This is a genomic window from Bradyrhizobium sp. UFLA05-89, from assembly GCF_059803475.1.
In genome coordinates, this window is sequence record NZ_JBANBA010000081.1 from 1 (window position 1) to 21557 (window position 21557).

At 59.5% G+C, this 21557-nt stretch carries 13 protein-coding genes and 1 pseudogene; 11 read left to right on the forward strand and 3 right to left on the reverse strand.

All coding sequences use genetic code 11. The features are described from left to right. Nucleotides 1-2076: 2076 nt before the first annotated feature. Nucleotides 2077-2604 (forward strand): hypothetical protein, encoded by a 528-nt coding sequence (locus SO139_RS31795; protein ID WP_498541176.1) that lies wholly within the window; start codon nucleotides 2077-2079, stop codon nucleotides 2602-2604. A 2323-nt stretch (nucleotides 2605-4927) separates the two neighbouring features. On the opposite strand, the gene SO139_RS31800 is transcribed toward SO139_RS31795, so the two are convergent. Together SO139_RS31800 and SO139_RS31805 are read right to left on the reverse strand one after the other, a co-directional pair. Continuing rightward, nucleotides 4928-5314 (reverse strand): response regulator transcription factor, encoded by a 387-nt coding sequence (locus SO139_RS31800; RefSeq protein ID WP_498541177.1) that lies wholly within the window; start codon nucleotides 5312-5314, stop codon nucleotides 4928-4930. Between the two features lie 88 nt (nucleotides 5315-5402). Further along, complete coding sequence (locus SO139_RS31805; RefSeq protein WP_498541178.1) at nucleotides 5403-6074, reverse strand: response regulator transcription factor; 672 nt, start codon at nucleotides 6072-6074, stop codon at nucleotides 5403-5405. A gap of 455 nt (nucleotides 6075-6529) precedes the next feature. Here SO139_RS31805 and SO139_RS31810 point away from each other — a divergent pair, with 455 nt between their 5' ends. The 8 genes and pseudogenes from SO139_RS31810 to rfbC all read left to right on the forward strand — a co-directional run bounded on the left by SO139_RS31810 (nucleotide 6530) and on the right by rfbC (nucleotide 16550). Beyond that, nucleotides 6530-6727, forward strand: a complete 198-nt coding sequence (locus SO139_RS31810; protein ID WP_498541179.1) for a hypothetical protein — start codon at nucleotides 6530-6532, stop codon at nucleotides 6725-6727. A 1170-nt stretch (nucleotides 6728-7897) separates the two neighbouring features. After that, nucleotides 7898-9325 (forward strand): MATE family efflux transporter, encoded by a 1428-nt coding sequence (locus SO139_RS31815; protein WP_498541180.1) that lies wholly within the window; start codon nucleotides 7898-7900, stop codon nucleotides 9323-9325. Nucleotides 9326-9966: 641 nt separating this feature from the next. After that, nucleotides 9967-10923 carry an ArdC family protein gene (locus SO139_RS31820; RefSeq protein ID WP_498541181.1) on the forward strand — a complete coding sequence of 319 codons (957 nt, stop codon included), beginning with the start codon at nucleotides 9967-9969 and terminating at the stop codon, nucleotides 10921-10923. Between the two features lie 933 nt (nucleotides 10924-11856). Further along, nucleotides 11857-12123 (forward strand): annotated as a pseudogene (locus SO139_RS31825) (strawberry notch-like NTP hydrolase domain-containing protein); the annotation flags it as partial. 92 nt (nucleotides 12124-12215) lie between these two features. Continuing rightward, a complete protein-coding gene (locus SO139_RS31830; RefSeq protein WP_498541182.1) occupies nucleotides 12216-13304 on the forward strand; it encodes a DUF7146 domain-containing protein in 1089 nt (362 codons plus the stop codon). A gap of 758 nt (nucleotides 13305-14062) precedes the next feature. Then, nucleotides 14063-14650: a helix-turn-helix transcriptional regulator gene (locus tag SO139_RS31835; protein WP_449382395.1), complete on the forward strand. Its 588-nt coding sequence runs from the start codon at nucleotides 14063-14065 to the stop codon at nucleotides 14648-14650. Between the two features lie 190 nt (nucleotides 14651-14840). Next, on the forward strand, nucleotides 14841-15797 hold the full coding sequence (locus SO139_RS31840) for a glycosyltransferase family 2 protein (RefSeq protein ID WP_498541183.1): 957 nt from the start codon (nucleotides 14841-14843) through the stop codon (nucleotides 15795-15797). A 183-nt stretch (nucleotides 15798-15980) separates the two neighbouring features. Beyond that, the gene (gene rfbC, locus SO139_RS31845; RefSeq protein WP_498541184.1) at nucleotides 15981-16550 is read left to right on the forward strand and encodes a dTDP-4-dehydrorhamnose 3,5-epimerase; all 570 of its coding nucleotides are present in this window, start codon (nucleotides 15981-15983) and stop codon (nucleotides 16548-16550) included. Between the two features lie 547 nt (nucleotides 16551-17097). On the opposite strand, the gene SO139_RS31850 is transcribed toward rfbC, so the two are convergent. Further along, nucleotides 17098-17736 carry a hypothetical protein gene (locus SO139_RS31850; protein ID WP_498541185.1) on the reverse strand — a complete coding sequence of 213 codons (639 nt, stop codon included), beginning with the start codon at nucleotides 17734-17736 and terminating at the stop codon, nucleotides 17098-17100. A 165-nt stretch (nucleotides 17737-17901) separates the two neighbouring features. On the opposite strand from SO139_RS31850, the gene SO139_RS31855 reads away from it, so the two are divergent. Together SO139_RS31855 and mdoH are read left to right on the forward strand one after the other, a co-directional pair. Further along, a complete protein-coding gene (locus tag SO139_RS31855) occupies nucleotides 17902-19413 on the forward strand; it encodes a glucan biosynthesis protein G (RefSeq protein ID WP_498541186.1) in 1512 nt (503 codons plus the stop codon). After that, nucleotides 19401-21527: a glucans biosynthesis glucosyltransferase MdoH gene (gene mdoH / locus SO139_RS31860; protein WP_498541187.1), complete on the forward strand. Its 2127-nt coding sequence runs from the start codon at nucleotides 19401-19403 to the stop codon at nucleotides 21525-21527. Before SO139_RS31855 ends, mdoH begins: the two co-directional genes overlap by 13 nt. Nucleotides 21528-21557: the final 30 nt, after the last annotated feature.

A 21557-nucleotide genomic window follows, 5' to 3' on the forward strand; every position in this document is an offset into this window, starting at 1 on the left:
CATCACAGAGCGGGCGGCCCCTCAGCGATGAGCCCAAAGCTTCGGGTCCGCCCTACATCACCGGGTGGCTGGGAGGACGGTGATGCTGGTTACGACAAAGCAAACAGCATGCCGAAGGGAAATCGCCGCTTCTAACTAGCGTGGGCTCCAGACATGTTTGAGACTGAACCTTGCGCCGGCTGCCGTCTGTCGGAATTGTCTCGAAGCTGACAAACGAAGTAGCGCGTCGATCGTCACGGCGCTGGCGCGATCCAATGTTTAATCTGCGGACTAGCTACGCGGCGAACAATTCCGCCCGGAGCGACCTTTAGAAGCGGCCGGCTGCTCTTTCGCTTCTCTGCTTCGCCATTCTCGTAAATTAAAATGCATGCGTAGCAACGCTACAAGAACCAAAGATGCCTTATGATGGGGCAGACCGCGATGCGAGCAACAGCCTCCCGTCGACGAACAGCGCCAAAATACGCCCGTCATTCCATGCAAATAGCTGGAACTTGGTGCCTTCCACAATCTCGCTTGATGTGAGAGTGCCCGCGCAACCGAATACGTGAACGACGTCTGCATAGTTCGCGCCAGGCTTGACAACGCTTAGCTGGGAGCTTCTGACGCGACAATTCCCACTCGGCAATGAGCGAGCGTCAACTGACTTATGATCCGCATCCACGTCATCAGGGGCGGCCGGATCGGCGAGGATCTCGCTCGACGGAGCGCTGGCCTGTGCGGGTCGAGGCCCACTCGCTATGCCGCCTGGCTCCGTGAATAGCCATGCGCAGACCGCAATCACGATCGGGATTATCTGTCGGTTGATGGGATAGCCTGTCATTGCGAACAATTGGCCATGAATTCGTTACGTCCACTACAGAGCTTCTTTCCAATAACTAAGAACAACATGTTTTCGCCTTGTGTTGTTAGTCTCTCCGAGAAATGCGACACGACTATGAGCCGAACGCGCCTGAAGCGGTCTCAAATTGTTCGGTCCGGTAGCTGGCTGCCCGGCCCCGATTAAGACAGAGCGGGGCGAACCCGACGTCGTTCATGGCGGGGCCGGGTCCGCCCCTCCATCACCGCGACGGCTCGGCGATGTTGTTGTGCACAGAAGCAAGCTCTGTGCCGAACTGAAAAGCCGGCAGATTGTGCAGGTCCGGCGAGCTCGAAATTGGTCGAATCCCAAAAGGAGCATCCAAGCAAACAGGCCCCGCTTAGCGCATTTTGTCTGTACGACACCTGCTTTTCGCAAATTGCGGTATCTCAGTCAGCCATTCCAATTCCACCTGTCGCTTATTGATGCCCTGTCATGATTTGCGACGTGAGGCATCGCTGTGCGACCGACAGTGCAAGCACGCTGTGCTTTTCGCTCATCTCGCCGATCTGCAAGTTGCGAAATCGCGAGCAACGGACAAGCCCTCTACTTCCATATGAGTTACCAAGCCGGCAGAAAGGTTTGGATCCGCACTGCGCGCTTGTCGGGAACGTCGTAGGCGTGTCTGGAAGACCCATAATAACCGACCGCATCATGAAAGAGGTGGATGGCTGGGACACGCGGGGGCACAGAGCTTCACCGGCCATTTGTGCTGGGGCGCGGCGAAACTCTCATTTGCGGGGCAAGCCCGACCATCAAGCAGGCGGCGAGCTCTGTCAAACCTCGATAATTTTGGTCACAGCTTCTCCAATGGACGCAGCTGTCTCTTACGATCTACTGATGCGATCTTGGGTCGTCGCTTAAGACGCTCGCGCGAAAAGGCTTGAATCGAGCGTGGCGTCAGGTTGTAAACAAAATGCGAGAACACCGTCCGCGGGACCTTCGAAATGACAAAGTCCTTTCTCGCTACTCATTTTGCCGCGGAATCTGTTGCGGTCAGGATTGGAGATTCCAAGCCAGGATTTGACTGCGCCAAGCAGGCGTTCCATGCCGCTACGTTCGTTTTTGCGTCTATATTTGCCGCGGCCCCGCGGCTCGCGCAAGCTGGGCCCCCCAGCGACGGTATGAACTGGTCATCCAGCACGCAATCGAACGGCTCCTCCGCCGTGGCCGTCAAGCAGTCGATCTCGCCGTTCTGGGATAGTTGGATCGGCGGCGACATGACGGTGGCGCGCGAGCCCGCGACCATGTTGGAATTGCTGGCGGAGAAGGCGGCTAATGGTGGCAGCGTGCCCCAATCCTCCGGCAGCGCCTGGGCTGCAGCAACCGCGCCCGGTGCCGGCGTCATCTGGGACAAAACCGTCGTTAAAGCGCGCGTCGATCCGGGCACGGAGAATAGCAACATCCAAGCCTTGCTCACCAAATCGATGCCGCTATCGAACGATTATACCCTGGCCGTGGACGTCGACTACAACATGATTCAGCAGGGGAAGATGCCGCTCTTCGGGGGCGCCGGACAGGAGATGCGCAACTACGAGACTCATCAATCGGCCAAAGTCACGATCACCGGGATCGGCACAAGCTTTGTCGTCGGCCAGACCATGTCGACCGTCGACGACAAATGGCTGCGCACGTTCGGCGCCGAGCAGAAGCTGTTCAATGGTGTAACCATCTCCAGCGCGATCGGCGAGACGGCACAGGGCACAACGAACATGAGCCTGAAGGCGGAATTCAAGAAGAGCTGGTGAGGTTACTGACAATTTAGAGCGGCGGCGTGGTAGCCAACACAACGCCTTGATTTTGATGTCGTCGATGACGGCGTTTCACTCAAGCGGCGGAGCAAGGCGTGCGGCAGCAAGCGGACGCCGCCGCAGTAGCGGCCTACAATAAACCCCCGTATTTGGAGCCAGCGAAGTGCAAAGAACGGAGACTGCGGCTTTTAGCCGAAAGCCGTTCTGTTCCAATTCGGACGAAACGTTTCGCCAGATTTGGGGCACTTGTCCGCTTCGAACATTCGTAGAGCGCAAGGGCAAACAAGAGGAATCGCGATGAACCGCGTACAGGGCTTCTTCATCGCAATGCTCGTCACAGGCTGTACATTTATGTGTGCGGCGCTCGCGGTGTGGCTTCTCGGCTGATGAAACAGCAACGCCGCCCGCTTGAAATGATCGCGGGCGGCGTTACGCGGGGTCGGGAGGGTGGTGCAAAATCCCGGTAAGCAAGGGGTTTGCACGTCCCGTGCCAAGGTTCAGGTCTCGGGCCGAAACACCGAGAGGGGATAAGGACCTGGAATTAGCACGTGGCGCAAAGCCCTATTTGCCGGCTTCATCCACTCAACTTCATTCTTTTGCGGAAATGCTGATCATCGATAGGCACCGGTCTCGCCTCGCCACAGTCTGATAACCAAATGCCTCCGGGAGCTAACACGAGACAGCCGCGCCCCCCTGGTTTCCCAGCGCTCCCTGCGATCTGTCGTAGAGAGTTGGTTGGGGCGGCACCGACGCCTGGATCGGAAGTCACGCCGAGTCCGCCCCTACATCACCTGGGAGCAAGTGATGGTGCTTTGAACGTAGCAGACGCCCTGACGCTGCAACTACTGCAACCATTTCATGCCAGAGGGGCTCCCGATGAGGCTTGTATCGGACGTAGCGTCAAGTTGCAGCATGCTAGCCCCGTTTGTTCTGCCGTAGCAGAGATGAAAGCCGCTCCAAGGTGACGGCGACGAGCGCAAGAAAACGGACAAGAATCCGCAGACGCGGCGACAAGAATTGCCGGAGCGACCATCGATCAGCAATTCCACGATAGATCCTGCCCTTAAGTGCCACCGGCTCAACTTGACCAACCCAAGGTCTTAGCAAAGTCGATGATGCCTCACCTGTCCTCCTTCTGAGCTCGACCGGTGTTCTCGTCTCGTTGGATGAGAATCGGTCGATGATGGTCGGTCAAGAGCGACTAGGCGGGTCAGATGATCGAAACGCCGTTTTTCAAAGAGGCGGCTGCGTTTGATGTCCGAGCGCAGATCTTGGACGGAGCGAAATCTTGGACCGGCGCGGAATCTTGAATTGGAGCAAAAGTCAGCCTGGACTTGTTGGAAGGATCCAGCTGCGCCAGTCCCCTCGTTCTTTGTTCGAAGTCTGACAGCGGCACTCAAAGTGTGAGATCCAAAACAGGGTATGCGATTGCTCTATGCGAGCAATTGCGAAGCGCCATCATGCGTTTAATGCGTGCGTGGTGCGCTGGCACGGGCCTTGCTCGGTCTAGCAGTAGGCCAAAAGAGGCCAATTTGAAGGAGCTGAACATGACCAGCACGACAGGATCTTGGGCTTACGGAGAGAAAGCGCCAACGCCAAGCCAGGAACAGACCAAGTCAAAAGAAGTTCGTGGCTCTTTGACCCCTCGCGGATCTGGGACCATGCCGCAGGGTGTGAAGTTGCGGCTGCGGCCGTCCAGGGCGTCTGAAGAAATCGGGCCCCCGCCTGCGGCCTAAGCAGGGCCGAAGCTGCAGTACCGCTGACCTCGCCTTGCCCCTTGACGGCAAGGCGAGGAAGCGCCCGTTGCATTCGCAGGACGCGGCTGTTGTCTGCGGTTGTTCATTGGTATCGCCTGGGAAAGAATGGGTTGGGTTGGCCGTCTTTTACGAGAATTGGATATTCCCGAAATACCGGACCGCGTGGACTTTGCTGCCGTTATGTTGGGAGTAACCCACAGCGACCTTTACAAATACGAAACTGGTGAACGCCAGATTGTCGTTTTCAGTTCTTCTCATTTGTTCGGCGCTTCTCTGAAGTTGCGGATCGTTACGACGTGAGCGAGCACCACGATCGATTGCTAGCTACCCCATGATCGTCGTCAGCAAGAACCTCGTGCCAGCGAGCTCGAAGCAACTGCTCGCCTAGAGTTCGAACGGTCGCATAATCCAGCAAAGCGAGGGACGGCCGGTGCAAGCTCGGGCGCCCGTATCGCCGCCCGGTCATTCGAGAATGTTTGTCAGGACCGAGCCGCAATATGTACCAGCCGCTGATTCAGAGGTGAACGAGGACCACGCATGAGCGGGCGACAGCGGCTCAGGCATCATCCGCCTGGGCCGTCCGATCCTTTCAGCGCAATCTTCAGGCATTCGATCAAGGCTGGCGTGGCAAACGGTTTGGCAAGGAAGCCGATCGCGCCGGCCTCGATTGCATGAGCGCGCACGGCATCATCCGGAAAGGCCGTGATAAAGATAAAAGGCATGTGATGACCGAGGCTGCGGATGTGTCTGAGCAGGTCAAGTCCGTTCATCGACGGCATCTGGATGTCCGTAATCACGCAGGACATATCGTGCAGTTCCGCCGAGCGGAGGAATTCACCAGCGGAGGTAAAGGTGCGGACGCTATATCCGCACGATGTCAGTAGGTTGGTTGTTGCGGCGCGAACGGATGGATCATCGTCGATGACCGAGATAACAGATGGCATTGACAAGATGATGGCTCGTAATCCGGGAACTGCCTGCCGCGGTCGCGGCCGCGCAATGAAGTGTGGGGGCGCGGCGCAGGATTGAAAATCATACTTAGGTTTGTACGTCCCCTTTGCTTCGGGAAATTCCGAGCGCTTCGGCCATTTTTATGAGCTCGGCCAGCGACTTGGCGCCCATTTTGCGCATGACCTGCCCGCGATAGATTTTGACGGTAATCTCCGCTAGGCCAAGCTCGCCCGCCACTTGCTTATTCAACAGGCCGGATGTGACCAGGGGCAGAATGTCGCGCTCGCGTGGGGTCAGTTGTTTGAGGCGGGATCGCAGCTCGGAGACCGTTTTCTCGAGATCGCGCCGCTTGCGGTCCCGTTCGATGGCGGCCTGGACCGCGTCGAGCAGGTCCTGGTCGCGTACCGGCTTGGTCAGGAAGTCGACCGCACCGCTCTTCATCGCCTGGACGGTCATGGGAATATCGCCATGACCTGTGATGAAGATGATGGGTGTGTGGATGTTAGCCTTGGCGAGATCCAACTGCAGCTCGAGACCGCTCGATCCCGGTAGACGGATGTCGAGCACGAGGCAACTCGGCACCTCGGGCGGGTTGGCCTGCAAAATCTCCGCCGCCGAGCCGAAAGCCTCGACCCGAAGGCCCACCGATTCAAAAAGATTTGTGAGAGCCTCGCGCATCGAAATGTCGTCGTCGACGACGAGGACGATGGCTTCATCGGTACCCCTGCGAGGCTGCATCGATTGCGTGAGCTCGCTCATGATGCATCCTCTGGATGCATGAGCAGGATGATCTGAAGTGTCACGCCGCATCTCCGGTTAGAAAGCGCAAGGAAGCGCCTACGATGCCGCCGGCAACTGGCTGTGCGGCCGAATTCCCCAATTTCGTAATCTGGCCAGGCTCGAACGCAGAACCTCCCATTTTTCGAATATATGGGCGATTCGTTTACGGCAAAAGGACGATGCAGGCCCCGACTGGGCGCCGGTCGTCAGCAGCCCAAATTTCGCTGCTCTGGCTTAAATTGCGCGAAGATGTGTCCCTCAGCGGGCCTGAAGACACGAATTCCCTGTTCCCCGTCGGCAACCCGGGTGCCCGGGCTGTGCGCTTCCGTCCTTATTTTGGCGACAGATGCCGGTCATCCAACGCGACTGGCGAGGGCCGGGCGACTCAGGTTAAGCAGCCCTCGTCGATGAGACCAACATGCCAAAGGAATGAAATGGTCGCAGCCTCTACAAAACTTCCCGCCTCCGGTTATGCTCTCGAAGTGGATGGCCAATTGAAAACCGAATTTGCCACCAAAGACGGGGCCTGGTCCGCAGCGAAGGAGCTAAAGCAGCGCTTTCCCATGCTTCAGGTCAGAATTTATGATGCCGAGGTAAAGGCCAGAGAGGAAGTCCAGCTTTCGCGTGCCTAACTTTTCCGTTCTGAGCTTTTGCTGCGCGTGCGGCCGGCCGCACCGGGCTCTCGTGAAACGAGCCGCGTCGCGTCTCGTCCGTGCGGCTTCGATCCCTCGCGCGTAACAAGTGCATAACAAAGATGTGCCCCTCGTCGAAGACGTTCGGGAATAAGGTCCCGCCGCGCCGCGTCGGCGCTGACACGGGCTCCTCCCTGGGTGCGCCTTTATTAAGCAAACTCAAGGACTGTCGTCGCTAGCGTCCGCCCAAGGCGGGACGCTATGCTTGCGCATCTGCAACAGCCTCCCTTGTGGTTTGCCGCGCCTTACCTTGCTGCACACCGATACATCTCCTCGTGGCTGCGTTGCAGCCACGCTTCAAGGAGGGCTAAAAGCAGATCCGGACCCGAAGGGCCGCGTTAGCGCAAAGTGTGGAGCGGTTTTGCCTCGCGATATCAGCGGAACGCGTTTTGCGCTGAGATCATGCTCAAACCACAACTTAAAGCGCGATGATGATTCATCCTAATCCATCGCGCTTTAGCGGTCGATGCAGAAGACAGGAAGCGTCGGGCCTCGCCCGAACGTCTTGTCGCAAACGACTGCAAGATCACGATCAAGCATTCCCGATCCCGGCTGTCGGAGTTGCGACATGCTGTCAGGGCCACGACGCGTCCGCTTGAGGCAGATCGCCTTCTAATCCAAGGTTTTTCGCGTTGGCATGAGTTTTGAAAATAGGGACTCATTCAGGACGCAAGGATTCACAGTGACCGACGATATCACCGACCAGTACGCGTGGAATGTGGCATCGGGACTTTCAACAGGTCCCGTCGGCTGTGCGCTGGTGCGCGATTTTCCCGGCTAGTTCGAGCACACGCCAGGATCCAATTCGCGCCGATACCCACGTGCGATGAATCGACCATTTCGGCATGCAGGCCACCGGCCGCATCTCCTTGACGCAAAAGGTAGTGCGAAGGTCGAGCTGACCGAGCTGCGTTCAGTGGTCGGCGAGAAGTGGGCGGGGCTCGAGCTCATCTATCGCGCTGGCGCGGTTCATCTGTAACAGACCTGAACAATGGCTGATGTCAGCTCGCCTCAGTAGCCATCGTGAGTTTTAGGGCGGGGACGCGGATCCTCCTCTCTGTGAAACAGAGGTGATGGGAGCGACGACGCTAACCGGACAGTGTCATTTCTATGCACAAGCTAGTCAAAAAACCGACCTTGCAGCCTAAACCGACGATACGGGGGAAATACCATCAGCTAGCAATCGAGTTCGCCGAGGTTGCGAAGCTCGCATGGCCGATGGTATTGACGCAGCTGGGGCAGGTCGCGATGATGACGACGGATCTTGCCTTCATCGGACGCATCGGCCCTGAGGCGCTTGCTGCGGCAGCGCTGGGGGCCACGATCTTCCTCATTGGCTTCACTCTCGGCATTGGTTTGCTGGCCCCGATCGCGCCGCTAGCAGCTCAGGCATTCGGAGCAAAAGACCTTGCCGCGGTCAGATGCACGCTGCGCATGGGGCTCTGGGCCGCGCTGCTACTTTCGCTCCCGATCATGGCGTTTGCGCTACACGGAGAGCAAATACTGGTCGCTTTCGGCCAGGCGAGCGATGTGGCGCGGCTCGCGCAGCAATACCTGTTCGGACTAGCCTGGGGCGTGGTGCCGGCACTGTGGTTTCAGGGTTTCCGCAACTTCATGGCCGCGGTTCACCGGCCGCATCCGGTGTTGTGGATTACGCTTGGGGCCATCCCCGTCAACGCCCTTATGGCTTATCTCTTGATCTACGGGAAGTTTGGCCTGCCGCCGCTTGGGCTGTTCGGAGCCGGTCTTGCGAGCACCTTCGTGAACTTTATGATGTTCCTTGCCGTTTTGTGGTTCGCCACAATACGCCGCCCTTTCCGTGATTATCAGGTACTTGCACATGTCTGGCATTTCGATTGGCCGTTCATGCGACGGCTGATCGTGACCGGGATTCCGATCGCATTCATTGTTCTGCTGGAGTACGGATTGTTTTCGGCCGCGGGACTGCTGGCGGGCCTCGTCGGCATCAGCGCACTCACTGCCCATCAGATCGCATTCCAGGTTGACTTGATGCTGTACGTGGTTCCGTTAGGCATCAGCACGGCGGCAGCCGTGCGCGTCGGTCATGCGGTCGGCCGCGGCGACGCTGCCGGCGTCAAAAGGGCGGGGCTGATCGCTATACTGCTTGGCATTCTGGCTGCTGCGATGCTGACGACCGCAGTCATCGCGATGCGTTTTGAAATTACCGGTCTTTTTCTGGACAAGACGACTGACGGCGCTGGCGCGACAGCGGAATTGGCGGCAAATCTTCTTTTGATCGGCGCGAGCTTCTTCATCAGTGATGCCGCGCAACACATTGCGGCGGGCGGCTTGCGCGGATTGAAGGACACCCGCGTCCCGCTTCTGTTCGCCGGCATAGCCAATTGGGCGATCGGCTTCAGTCTTAGCTACGTACTTGGTTTGAAGATCGGGCTGGGTGCCATTGGTATCTGGATTGGCTTGTCAGTTGGCACGACCGTCTACGCGGGCTTTCTCATTCTGCGTTTCCTGCTGCTGTCGAGCAGATTTTCCCTCCAGAGATCCCCGTCAATCTCGTAAGTCAGTTTTTTTGGCGTGCTGCAATTCGTGGGACCGGCATCGCGGTTGGCTTAGCTTAGGCTTACCCGAGCCAGCCGGGTTCGAACGATGTTGCAGCTGTCGGGACAACATCCGTTTTAAACTGGCATGGTTCACACACCTCAGGCCTATTCGATCTCAAATTCGACGCGCCGATCAGGTGATTGCACGGGGAATCTGCGCCTAGCTCCGCGCCGATCATTTTTCCTGCAGTCAGCAGCTTGTTGTCTGAGTGGGCCCGGATGTCGGCGAGCGCGCTTTGATCCTTGCGATGAATAGTCGCCCGAAATGCTCTCTTCCAGATCCCGTCGCGTCCACGCGGCACTCAGCTGACCGTCCCCGCGGGACTCATTTCATCCGTCTTGGGACTGCTATCGGTCCCGCATCCAAGCCAAAGGGCGGCGCCAGACTCACCGCTCCGCTTGCTTCCGCACCTCTGAGTTTCGTGGCTCCGTTGGAGCTGCGCCATTCATCTGCCGCCAGGCGCTAGCCTGCCGTCGCAGCGCGGTCAGATCCGCGTCTTGCTTCGGCAGCCTCATAGAGGAAGAGGGGAGGTCCTGATCGCCGTGACGGGTTCATAGCCGCGAGAGAGGCTCGACGGTGCCCGTTCTCGGAGAAAAGCGATGTCCAGACGACAGTCTCGGATCGGGACCGGCCAGGACCGAACAGGCCTTTATGACGAAATCACCGACAAGATCATCGCCGAGCTCGAGGCCGGTCGTGTGCCATGGGTGCAGCCCTGGGGGACCGCGGCGGCGAAGGCGCCGCTCGTCATGCCAAGCAACGCCGCGACTGGCCGGCAATACCACGCCATCAACGTCCTGATCCTTTGGGGCGCGGTCATCGAGCGTGGATTCGCTGGCCAAAGCTGGCTGACCTTTCGCCAGGCGCTAACGCTCGGCGGCCATGTGCGCAAGGGCGAGCGCGGCACAACTGTGGTCTATGCAGATCGCTTCATCCCGAAGGATGAGAAGCTGCGAGCCGCCAGTACCGGAGAGGAAGCGCAGGCAATCCCGTTCTTGAAACAGTTCACAGTCTTCAATACCGATCAGTGCGACGGCTTGCCTGCAGAAATCGTGGCCACCACGCCCCCTCCGCCGCAAGGGCTGATTGAGCCAACTGTCGAAGCCCTGATCAAGGCGACCGGCATTGAATTCCGCATTGGCGGCGATCGCGCCTTCTATGTACCGGCGGAGGATTACGTGCAGGTGCCGCCGCCGCAAGCCTACTTCGAGCCGATCAATTGGCATCGCACCGCGCTCCACGAACTTGGCCATGCAAGCGGTCATTCCTCACGGCTCAACCGCGATCTTAGCGGCTCTTTTGGTACCAGGAAGTACGCCTTTGAGGAATTGATAGCGGAGCTGTCCGCTGCGTTTTCCTGTGCCTCGCTCGGCATCGTCCCGACGGTACGGCATGCCGATTACATCGCCTCGTGGCTCGAGGTTCTGCGAGAGGACAATCGGGCGATTGTCCGTGCCGCAAGCCAGGCCAGCAAGGCGGCCGATTACATCCTCGGTTTTCTGCCGGATGCGGTCTCGGGCGAGACGATGGAGGCGGCGGAGAGTGAGGCGGCGTGAACCGTTTGTTACCCGTTGCGGGAGGAGAGAGATGAGTGGCGGATGACCAACGCCATAGTCTGGAGGCGGTTCGGGAGCGAAGGGGGAAACCTTAAGTACAGCTCATTGATCAGCTCAAGAAGACAGGTATGGCGAATAAGGCGAGGCGTCTTCTCGATGATACGGGCTGTTTGCCGAGCCGCTGCGCCTTGCCGAGACCGCGCTCCTTCCGAACTGAGTAAAGCGCTCAAGCCGAACCGCTTCCAGGATCTCTCATCGATGTCGAGGATGAGGAGGACACGACGCGCAGCGAGGAAGATTCGTCGCAAGTCGCAGAGTGACGCCACGGCGAGGGATGGGGCTCCCGTCCCTCGCACTTCTTCACAAGCTCTTCCTGGCTGGGCCAGCGCGCGCCTGGCTTTGTCCAGCCTCCGCCGATGCAGCCAGCGGTGATGAGAGGAAGAGCAGGCCAAGGAGAGTTTGAGCCGGTCGGATCAAGAGAGAGCGCCGACGGCTCATGGCGCAATCGCTCTCCGTAGGTCTTCTCACATGTTCAAGCCATCAGATCGTATGGCGGCCGTTGCCGCCAATGCAACGCTCACATCAGCCTCTTTCGTCCATCGTGCCGCGCGGTTTCTCCTCCCCAATCTCGAGCACGGCCTTCTCATCGGTACCAAAATTTTGCGCAGCGTCATGGAATCTGCGTTCGGCGTCACTGGCGCCGCCGGCTCCTGGGATCGCAAAACCGCCTATCACCTCTGCGAGGCGGCAACGGTCCTATTCCTTTGCAAATATGGGGCGCCCATCACTGACAAGGCGGGATCGCCGATTGCCACGTTGCCGATTCTCTCGAAAATCGCGGGCCTTCTTCCTATCCCTACGGATCGCCCGGAGGAGAGCCAGGCGCTTGTGCAGTTTTCGGCGCCAATCGCACGCGAGCTCGCCGTTTGCGCCTCCACGCTTGGCATGGAGCGGAAGCTTGTCACGCTGCTCTCGCGTTTCCGAAAGGGTGCGCCAATCCGACCCGCCGAAGGCATCCTTTTTACGACCTATGCCACGCTGCGCACCGATGAGCCTCGCGAGAAGCTTTCGCGCGTTAGGCGGATCGTCCAACGGTTGGGCTCCGCCTTCGACGGAGTGATTGCTTTCGACAGGTCCCATGCCATGCAGAACACGGTCGGCGGGCCCGCCAGCAAATGGACTGATTATGTTGCGCGGCAAATTATGTTGCGTATTCGAGATTGCGGGCTGTCTCACAGACGATCGACAGCCCCTCAGGATCATAATCCCTTCGCGCGGCGGAGGGTTGCGTGATGTCCCGCGACGCTTCCGAGCTGGCACGCCGCCTCGCCCGTGAGGCTGAGGCGGTATGCCGCCATTACCTCTCCAACGGGCGGCGCCAAGGCCGCTACTGGACGGTGGGCGACGTCCGCAATACGCCCGGCCGATCGATGTTCGTCCGGCTCAGCGGACCGGAATCCGGTCCCGGCGCCGCCGGGCATTGGACCGATGCTGCCTCGGCCGAATATGGCGATCTCCTCGATGTGATCCGTGAGAGCTGCGGGTTCATCGACTTTCGCGATGTCGCCAAGGAGGCACGGCGTTTTCTGAGCCTGCCGCGCGAAGGACCTCGCCGCAGCCCAAAGCCTGCTCAAACACCTGTCCCTGACGGATCGCGGGAAGCGGCACAGCGGCTGATCACCATGTCGCAACCGATCTGCCGGACGGTCGTTGAGACCTACTTGCGCAATCGCGGCATCAAAACTGTGCACGATGCGGATGCGTTGCGCTTTCATCCGCGCTGCTACTATCGTCCGGATGAGAGTTCGACGACTGAGACGTGGCCGGCGATGATCGCCGCCGTCACAGATCTTTTCGGCATCGTTACCGGCGCGCATCGCACCTGGCTCGCGCCGGACGGTTTTGGCAAGGCGCCGATCGACACGCCGCGCCGGGCCCTCGGCGGTCTCCTCGGCCATGGCGTCCGCTTTGGCACGGCCGACGACATCCTCGCTGTCGGCGAAGGCATCGAGACGATGCTGTCGCTGCGCAGCGCACTGCCTGCCATGCCGATGACTGCCGCACTCTCAGCCAACCACCTTGCCGCCCTTCTGCTCCCACTGACGCTGCGCCGGCTCTACATCGCCCACGACGCCGATGCCGCGGGCGACATGGCGCTCGCGGCATTGACCGAACGCGCCGCAGCTGCGGGGATTGAGGCGCTTGCCCTGTCTCCGCGGATGGGCGACTTCAACGAGGACCTGCGTGCATTCGGTCTCGGCGCCCTCCGAGCGGCACTGCGCCGCCAGCTCGCGCCGCAGGATGTCGTTCGCTTCATGCGCCAGGAAAACTCCAAGATAACGGCCAAAACAACGGCCGAAAACACGGTCAAGACAAAGTGACAGACGTCGGTTTTGCTGTCTTAGCCGATCTGGAAAGGCCCGTACCAACAAAGCCGCGCCGGCTTTCAGGCGGCTGATCGCCGCGCCGCAGCCAAATCCGTTCGCATCGCGGATTAGTCCGAGGCTGATAAAAGCGGCACGCGCGGCAGTAAGTCGGGTTTGCGCACAACTACGATCCGGCATTCGTTCTTGAGGCCATCTGGTCTCAATTAGAGAATGATCCGGCCGCGAAGGGCCGCGTTAGCGCAAAGTATCGAGTGGGTTTCCCTCGCGACATCAACGCGTTTGCGCGGAGGTCATGCTCACACAACAACCTAAAGCCCGACGATGATTCTTCTAATCTTATCGCGCTTTAGGAGCATGATCCGGAAAAAGTGTGGCGCGGCTTTCCCTCGCGACAAACGCGGAACGCCTTTGCGCGGAGATCATGCTCACACAACAACCTAAAGCGCGATGATGATTCATCCAATCTCATCGCGCTTTAGTCCAAAATTCGCTCGGACTTGGCGAGGCGGAAAACGGAACGAGTGGTCAAACGTGGCACTCGCGTCGTTGTTCCGGATTGCGGCCTTGCGAAGGGAAACTTTATTCTCGCTAGGCCGCAGATTCGGACAAGGCTCCGCTCCTTGTCGGAAATCGCTTGAATCGCACGTAGCGTCAGGTTGTAGGCAAGCTTGGAGGTTTGCTCATGGCCAACGACGCGTAGAGTTGAAATGCTTGATTTGTGCGCAGGAAGAGCCGCGGTCTGTCAGTCCTCCGTGGATTCAGAGGAGCATTCGAGCATCATCAGCGTGCTCGACGCTATCAACTGTCCAGCCATTTGGATGGATCGAAACGGCTCTGTGCTGGCTGTGAGCGCCAAGGCCTCCAAGCTCTTTGACGGCGAGCTCTTCGTGCGGGCGCGGCGCCTTTATGTCAGAGGTCTGCAATCGCGCATCAAATTGGAGGAGTTGCTGAATCGGGTCCGCTTGGCGTCCTCTTCGCAAAAGATTTTCTCTTCGCATGTCGTGATCCATCTTTCTGACCGTCGACCGATCGTTATCGAAGCCATCTGGCAGGATTGGAACTGCCAAAGCTCATCTTGCGACACCGGCGCTCTTCTTCTCTTGACGGACCTCAATGAGGTGCCCGTCATTTCTCAAGTGTCCCTCATGGAGATCTTCGGCTTGACGCGCGCTCAAGCACATCTCGCACGACTCCTCGTCATGGGAAAATCGCTAAAGGAAGTCGCTCGCGAAATGAACATTGCCCCGGGCACAGCTCGCAATCACCTCAAGGCCGTGTTTGTACGGACGGCGACCAAGCGACAGGGCGAGTTGATCTCGCTGCTGTCCCGCCTTCGATAGTGCTGCCAGCGCTTGGTGTGAGAGGGGCGCCTTGCGCGCGTCGGCGATTGCGTCGAGACGGCCGCTCGGCGAAGACAAGTGGCTCCATTCTGAGGCATTTACGTCCGGCGTTGGCGGCAACACCACTGAGGGACGAATCTAGAAGGATGGTCGCTAGCGCAAGCGGGCCACGTTTATGAGAGGTGGCCGAATGGCTTTCGCTGTTACAAGCGATCTAAACACGTATCGCCCGCACGTCGCGATCCTGCTTGCCGTCAGGAATGGCGCGCGGTTCCTGTCCGAACAGCTCCAATCATACGCCGAGCAGACGCACCCCAACTGGTCCGTCCATGTCTCGGATGACGGATCCAGCGATCAAACCCGCGATATAATTCAAGACTTCGCGGGCGGCGTGTCGCAGGAAGTGACCCTGCGCTATGGCCCTCGCTCAGGAGCTGCGGCCAACTTCTTAAGCCTGTTGTGCGATGGCAAAATTGAAGCGGATTATTTCGCCTTCAGCGATCAGGATGACATTTGGTATGCCGAAAAGCTCGACCGAGCGATCAGCATGCTGCGCACTGTGCCGCGCGACCAGCCCGCGCTCTACTGTTCGCGAACTGAACTGATTGATGAAGCAGGGCGCCATCTTGGTTATTCGACCGCATTCAAACGTCCTCCGAGCTTTCGAAACGCGCTTGTCCAAAATGTCGGCGGGGGAAACACTATGGTTTTCAATCGGTTTGCCGGCGATCTACTCCGGCATGTGCCAGACGAGATCGTTGTCGCCCATGACTGGATGACTTATCTTACAGTCTCTGCTGCAGGCGGGACTGTCTTCTATGATCAGACACCTTCCGTGAGGTATCGTCAGCATCGGGACAATTTGGTTGGGTCGAATTTGGGTCTTCAGGCCGCCGTTCATCGCGCAAAGAAGATTTTTGCGGGGCAGTGGCGGGTTTGGAATTCCCTCAATGTCAGGGTGCTGCAGCACCACCTATCACACCGCATCACAGAGGAGAACGTGAGTGTTCTCGAGAGATTCGTTGAGATGCGCCTATCGGAAAACCTCCCGCGACGCTTGTGGAACTTCTGGCGATCCGGAGTTTACCGGCAGACGCCGCTCGCAAATCTCGCAATGCTGTTGGCAGTGATCGCGAACAAGATTTGATTGAGCAGCTTCCGACATGAGCTTGGGCGCCTGCAGCCTAACTTTGTTCGGCTATCGCCTCAAAGCCGCTTCCCCCGTTCCTGATCGGTCTGCCAGCTCGCCAGCAGTTGGTAATAGCCAGCGCTTACACGGTTCATGGTGAAGACCGCGATCGTATTCAATTATCCTTGAGAAGGAATTCCCATGACAGTCGAAATCCAGTCCCTTGCCATCCCGGATGTGAAGCTTATCCGGTCACCGAAACTCAGTGATCATCGAGGCTTCTTTTCCGAGACCTGGAATAAGCGCGCCTTGCAGGAATATGGCCTTGATCTTGACTTCGTGCAGGACAACCACTCGTTCTCGGCTGCGACAGGCACCGTGCGCGGGCTACATTTTCAGATCCCGCCGCGCGCGCAAGCAAAGCTTGTGCGTGTGGTGCGCGGCGTCATCTTTGATGTCGCCGTCGATATCCGCGCCAACTCACCGACCTATGGCCGGCATGTGAGCGCTGTGATTTCGGCCGAGACATGGAGCCAGCTTCTGGTACCTGCAGGCTTTGCACATGGCTTCATGACGCTCGAAGAGAATACGGAGGTCCTTTACAAGGTCACCGATTATTACGCACCAGACTGCGACAGAGGCATTCTCTGGAGCGATCCCGACCTCGGGATCGAGTGGCCGCTACCTCTTGCGAGTGCGGTTCTTTCGGAGAAGGACAGCCGGTTTCCGCGGCTCAGAGACTTGACAAATGTACGCTCGGAACCCCGATGATCTTGTGTTTGACTCGAGGCTCCGGCCTTTGCCTTGGAGGAACCAACCAAAGTTTTTCCAGCGACAGCACAGAGCCGGATTTGGTGTTGGCAGTCGATAAGCCCTGGCATGGCGTTCGTATGTTCGTGGCGTGAGTGTCATCTCAAATTCCAGCGAAGAGATCCTCTTTCGGCCCGATCCCTTGGGCTCGCAGCTGACTGAGGCTCGAATCAAACTTCCGTTCGTCCGATGAGGCGGATCTTATGAACGTGCCAACAGATGCTTTGACGAGCGAGTATGTCGAGTTTTGCGTCAAAGAGATCAACCTCTTCATCGCGGCTGCTGCTGCGCGATTGCCCAAGCCGCTTTGGACTGCGGACAAGAAGACAACGGGGCGCCTCTTGACGACCACGACGATCAACGGGCGGATCGTCTGCCTTCATCGACGAAATGAATGTTCTGATCGACCTCGATCCTGTCGCAGACGACACGACGATTGCGACAGTACCGCGGGTGTGCGCCCGACTGAGCGCCGCAGGCTACGGACGGTCGATCGATGCCTCGGGATTCACCGATTGTCGTCGAAAGCATGGAGCCTGCGTGCGGGCCGCTGCCGAGCATCTCGGCGCGGCGAGGGCACCCTTGCTCCCCTGATCTTCCCTTCGGCAGAGCGGAGTTGGGATCGCAGTCGCGACTTCAGAGTTCGGATCCGCTCCAAAGCCTCGCAGAGGGCTCGGCGAGAGGTCCGCCATGCCGAGGTAGACTCCAGAAAATCCATCATACGTCGCCAGTACCCATGGCCCCACGCGAAGAGAGGGATCGATAGGAGCTTTTCCTTGTTCAGCTGAAAAAGTCTTTCGACAACGGTCAGCTTCAGGACCTCCGCGCCGATGAAGACGATCGCTCCGGGCAGAAAATGGCCGGTACCGAGCAGATAGGCGCTCAGGGGCTTTGCGGGCTCCAAAATGATCACGGGTACCGCAAACAGCGCGAAGGATTGATAGGGCCCCAAGGACATGACCCAGCGACGAGCACGTTCCAGCAAGCTCTTCTTGCTCAGCCACGCCGTGATCGGTCCCGTGACGGCCGAGAACAGAGCATCGATGGCAAAATAAACGGTAGCGATAGCGAAGATCGGTGTATTCCAGACTCGCGCCATTTCATCCTCCGACCAGACAAGGCTCGCGAAGCCAAGACGTTCCGCCATGTTCTCACGGATCTTAGGTCAGGGCCGGATCTCTGAATTTCGGCTGCTTTTCCTTGTGATTGGGCCGGTGCTCGCTTCTTGTCTGGCCAGTGATGGCCGGCGGTGGAACTCGCGGGCGCTGCGGTCGTTGCTTGGCCGCGGTAGCAGTAGCGAGTAGGAGGACACGTGAATCGACGCCAGCTTGTTCGAGGGTCGGCGGTGCTGCCGGCGTTGCTGCTCGCCTCGCGGAGCGGATTCGCCGCCATTGGTCCGTCGGAGGGCGCATTCGAGCCATCCAACGTGAGGGACCTCGCCCGCATGCTGGCGAGCAAATCGTACGAGGCGCCCGACGAGAAGCTGCCGAGCGGCTTGCGGGACCTCGATTACGATCAGTACCGTTCGATCCGCTTCCTGTCCGAGCGCGCGCTCTGGCGCGGCAAGAATCTCCCGTTCGAAGCGCAGTTCTTCCATCGCGGATTCTTCTATAAAACCCGGGTGAACATCTTCGAGGTCGCGGACGGAAAGGCCACCGAGATCAAGTATCGCAAGGCGGACTTCTCCTTCGGCGACAAAGTTCCAGGGTTCGAGGACGCCGATCTGGGGTTCGCCGGTTTCCGAATCCACACGCCGATGAACCGGGCCGATTACTACGACGAGGTCTGCGTCTTTCTGGGCGCGAGTTACTTCCGCGCCGTCGCCAAGGGACAGACGTATGGGCTTTCCGCTCGAGGCCTTTCGATCGATACGGGCGAAGCCAAGGGCGAGGAATTTCCGCTCTTCAAGGCCTTCTGGCTGGAGCGGCCTGCGCCTGGTGCGACTGCGCTGGTTATCCACGCTTTGCTAGACAGCAAAAGCTGTGCGGCTAGCTACCGATTCACCGTTCGGCCCGGGGACACGACGGTCTTTGACGTCGAGATGTCGGTCTACCCGCGTGTCGAAGTGCAGCGGGCCGGGCTCGCGCCGATGACCAGCATGTTCTTCTACGGTCCGAACGACCGCAACGACATCGACGATTTCCGCCCTTCCGTTCACGATTCCGACGGCCTTGCGATCTTCAACGGGAAGGGCGAAAGCCTCTGGCGGCCGCTCAGCAATCCCCGAGACCTCCAGATCAGCACCTTCCAGGATCTCAATCCGCGCGGGTTTGGGTTGATGCAGCGGGAGAGAAACTTCTTTGCTTATCAGGACATCGAATCCAGCTTCGAAAAACGTCCCAGTCTCTGGATGGAGCCGATCGGGGACTGGGGCGAGGGCGGGGTCATGCTGTTCGAGATCCCGACCAAGGAGGAGGTCCACGACAACATTGCCGCATTCTGGCGGCCTAAGAACCCGCTGCAAGCCAAGGGTGAACACAACTACACCTATCGGCTGCATTGGGGACCGGACAATCCCAAACCGCACTCGCTCGCCCGCTTCACGCGCACCGGCATCGGCGCGAGGGGCGAAGACGCCCGCCTCTTCGTTCTCGATCTGGTCGGCGACAACTTGAAAGGCATCGACCCTGCGGGCGTAAAAGGTGTGGTGACGGCTGACAAGTCGGAAGTGAAGAACATCGTCACGCAGCCCAACCCCCACACCGGCGGCTGGCGGCTGAGCTTCCAGTGTCAGGTCAAGGGCGAGCCGATCGAGCTGCGCGCGTTCCTTGCCGAAGGCGACAAGCCCTTGTCGGAAGTCTGGGTCTACCGATGGGCACCCTGAGCACGGCCCCGCGGCCGGTTGCCGGCGCTATCGCGACCCAACGCCTGCTGCCGCGCGAGTCTCCCCTTCCCATGGCGCCTGGCGATCTCGGAAAAGACCGGGTGCCGGACCGCGTCCCTGCGCCGGTCGCCACCACGATGGCTTGGCGACGCGGTCTCATCCTCTTTTGCACGGCGGCGCTCACGGGGGCGGGGGGATATGAGATGTATCGCGTGCTGGAGGTCGGCGGCGTCACCGTCCTCGAAGCCATGGTGCTGGCGCTCTTCCTTGTCCTGCTCGCTTGGGTCGCCTTTTCGTTCGCGTCCGCCGTCGCGGGATTCTTCGTGCTGCTGGCCCAACGTTCGGACGGGGACGCCTTCGCGCCTGGTGCGGAATTGCCTGTCATCGCAAGCCGCACAGCCATGCTGCTTCCCACATACAACGAGGACCCGCACCGGTTGACGGCCCGGCTGCGTGCGATCATCGAGTCCTTGGAGGGAACCTCGCGAGGAAATCTGTTCGACTGGTTCGTTCTGAGCGACAGCACAGATCCCGACATCTGGATCGCGGAGGAGAAGGCGTTGCTTGCATTGCGACAGGCCGTCGGAACGCCGCGGCTGTACTATCGTCACCGCGCCGACAACACAGCGCGGAAGGCCGGCAACATCTCCGAGTGGATCAACCGTTTCGGCGCGGGCTACGACTTCATGATCGTGCTCGACGCCGACAGCCTCATGAGCGGGCAGACCGTCGTCCGATTGGTCCATGCCATCGAGACGAATCCGACCGCCGGGCTGGTCCAGACGCTCCCCATGATCGTCAACGCGCGGAGCCTGTTCAGCCGCGTCCAGCAATTCGCGGGCCGCCTGTACGGTCCGCTGATCGCCGCGGGCGTCGCCTGGTGGCACGGCTCCGAAGGCAACTATTGGGGCCACAACGCGATCATCCGGGTAAAGGCATTCGCCGAAGCGGCCGCGCTGCCGCAGCTCCGCGGACGGAAGCCGTTCGGCGGGCACATCCTCAGCCATGATTTCGTCGAGGCCGCGCTGATGCGGCGGGCCGGGTGGGGCATCTACATGCTGCCGACGCTCGGTGGAAGCTACGAAGAGGTGCCGCCTTCGCTGCTCGATTTCGCCGCGCGCGACCGGCGTTGGTGTCAGGGCAATCTTCAGCATCTGGCCGTGGTCCCAGCGCGAGGTCTGCATTGGGTGTCGCGCCTGCATTTCATGGTAGGCATCGGGGCCTATCTAACGGCGCCGCTCTGGCTGCTATTCCTGCTGCTGGGAATGTTGATCTCTCTGCAGGCCCGGTTCGTACGGCCGGAATATTTCCCGAAGGGCTTCTCATTGTTTCCGACCTGGCCGGCCCAGGATCCCGTGCTCGCCATCTGGGTGTTCGTCGCCACCATGGGTCTGTTGCTGTTGCCGAAGCTACTTAGCTTGGTCCTCGTCTGGATGCGGCGATCGTTGCGAAGGCAATTCGGCGGCGCTTTGCGTGCCTTGGCCGGAGTTTTCGCGGAGATCGTCGTATCCGCGTTAATGGCGCCCGTGATGATGATCTTTCAGTCGATCGCGGTCGTCGAGATTCTGGCCGGCCGCGATGCGGGCTGGCAGACGCAGAGGCGCGACGACGGCACGGTGGAGCGCCGCGAGCTCTATCGGAAATACGGCGTTCCGACCGCGTGCGGCGTCGTGATGGCTGCAAGCGCCTACGCCGTTTCGCTGCCCGTTCTGCTCTGGATGTCGCCGGTCATCGTGGGGCTCCTGTTCGCCGTTCCCATAGGGGCGCTGACTGCCGCCCCCGCCTCCGGCAAATTGTTTGCCACGCCGGAGGAAAGAGAACCGCCTCTCGTCTTGCGTCGAGCGAACGAATTGAGCGGGTCGATCGATGTAGGCATAAGACCGGCCTTGGTGGAGCTGCGCGAAGACGCCGCGCTCCTGGCCTTCCACCTCGCGCAGCAGTCACCTCCTCGCGCCGCCCGGCCTGACACGGTCGACGTCAACCTGGCGGTCGGACGCGCCAAGGTCGACGCGAGCGATAGCTTCGAGCAGGCGGCTGCCCATCTGTCGCCGCGGGAGGTTTTTTCGATCCTGAACGATGGTCCAGCGTTGTCGGCGGTGCTGCAGAAGGGATGAACAGGACCGGCGGTGGGAGACCCGGCCTGG

Excerpts from the sequence above, each read along its gene's own strand:
- SO139_RS31815 (WP_498541180.1), top strand. The coding sequence starts at position 7,898 with ATGCACAAGCTAGTCAAAAAACCGACCTTGCAGCCTAAACCGACGATA.
- SO139_RS31820 (WP_498541181.1), top strand. The coding sequence starts at position 9,967 with ATGTCCAGACGACAGTCTCGGATCGGGACCGGCCAGGACCGAACAGGC.
- SO139_RS31850 (WP_498541185.1), bottom strand. The coding sequence starts at position 17,736 with ATGGCGGAACGTCTTGGCTTCGCGAGCCTTGTCTGGTCGGAGGATGAA.
- mdoH (WP_498541187.1), top strand. The coding sequence starts at position 19,401 with ATGGGCACCCTGAGCACGGCCCCGCGGCCGGTTGCCGGCGCTATCGCG.
- SO139_RS31810 (WP_498541179.1), top strand. The coding sequence starts at position 6,530 with ATGGTCGCAGCCTCTACAAAACTTCCCGCCTCCGGTTATGCTCTCGAA.
- SO139_RS31840 (WP_498541183.1), top strand. The coding sequence starts at position 14,841 with ATGGCTTTCGCTGTTACAAGCGATCTAAACACGTATCGCCCGCACGTC.
- SO139_RS31795 (WP_498541176.1), top strand. The coding sequence starts at position 2,077 with ATGACGGTGGCGCGCGAGCCCGCGACCATGTTGGAATTGCTGGCGGAG.
- rfbC (WP_498541184.1), top strand. The coding sequence starts at position 15,981 with ATGACAGTCGAAATCCAGTCCCTTGCCATCCCGGATGTGAAGCTTATC.
- SO139_RS31830 (WP_498541182.1), top strand. The coding sequence starts at position 12,216 with ATGTCCCGCGACGCTTCCGAGCTGGCACGCCGCCTCGCCCGTGAGGCT.
- SO139_RS31805 (WP_498541178.1), bottom strand. The coding sequence starts at position 6,074 with ATGAGCGAGCTCACGCAATCGATGCAGCCTCGCAGGGGTACCGATGAA.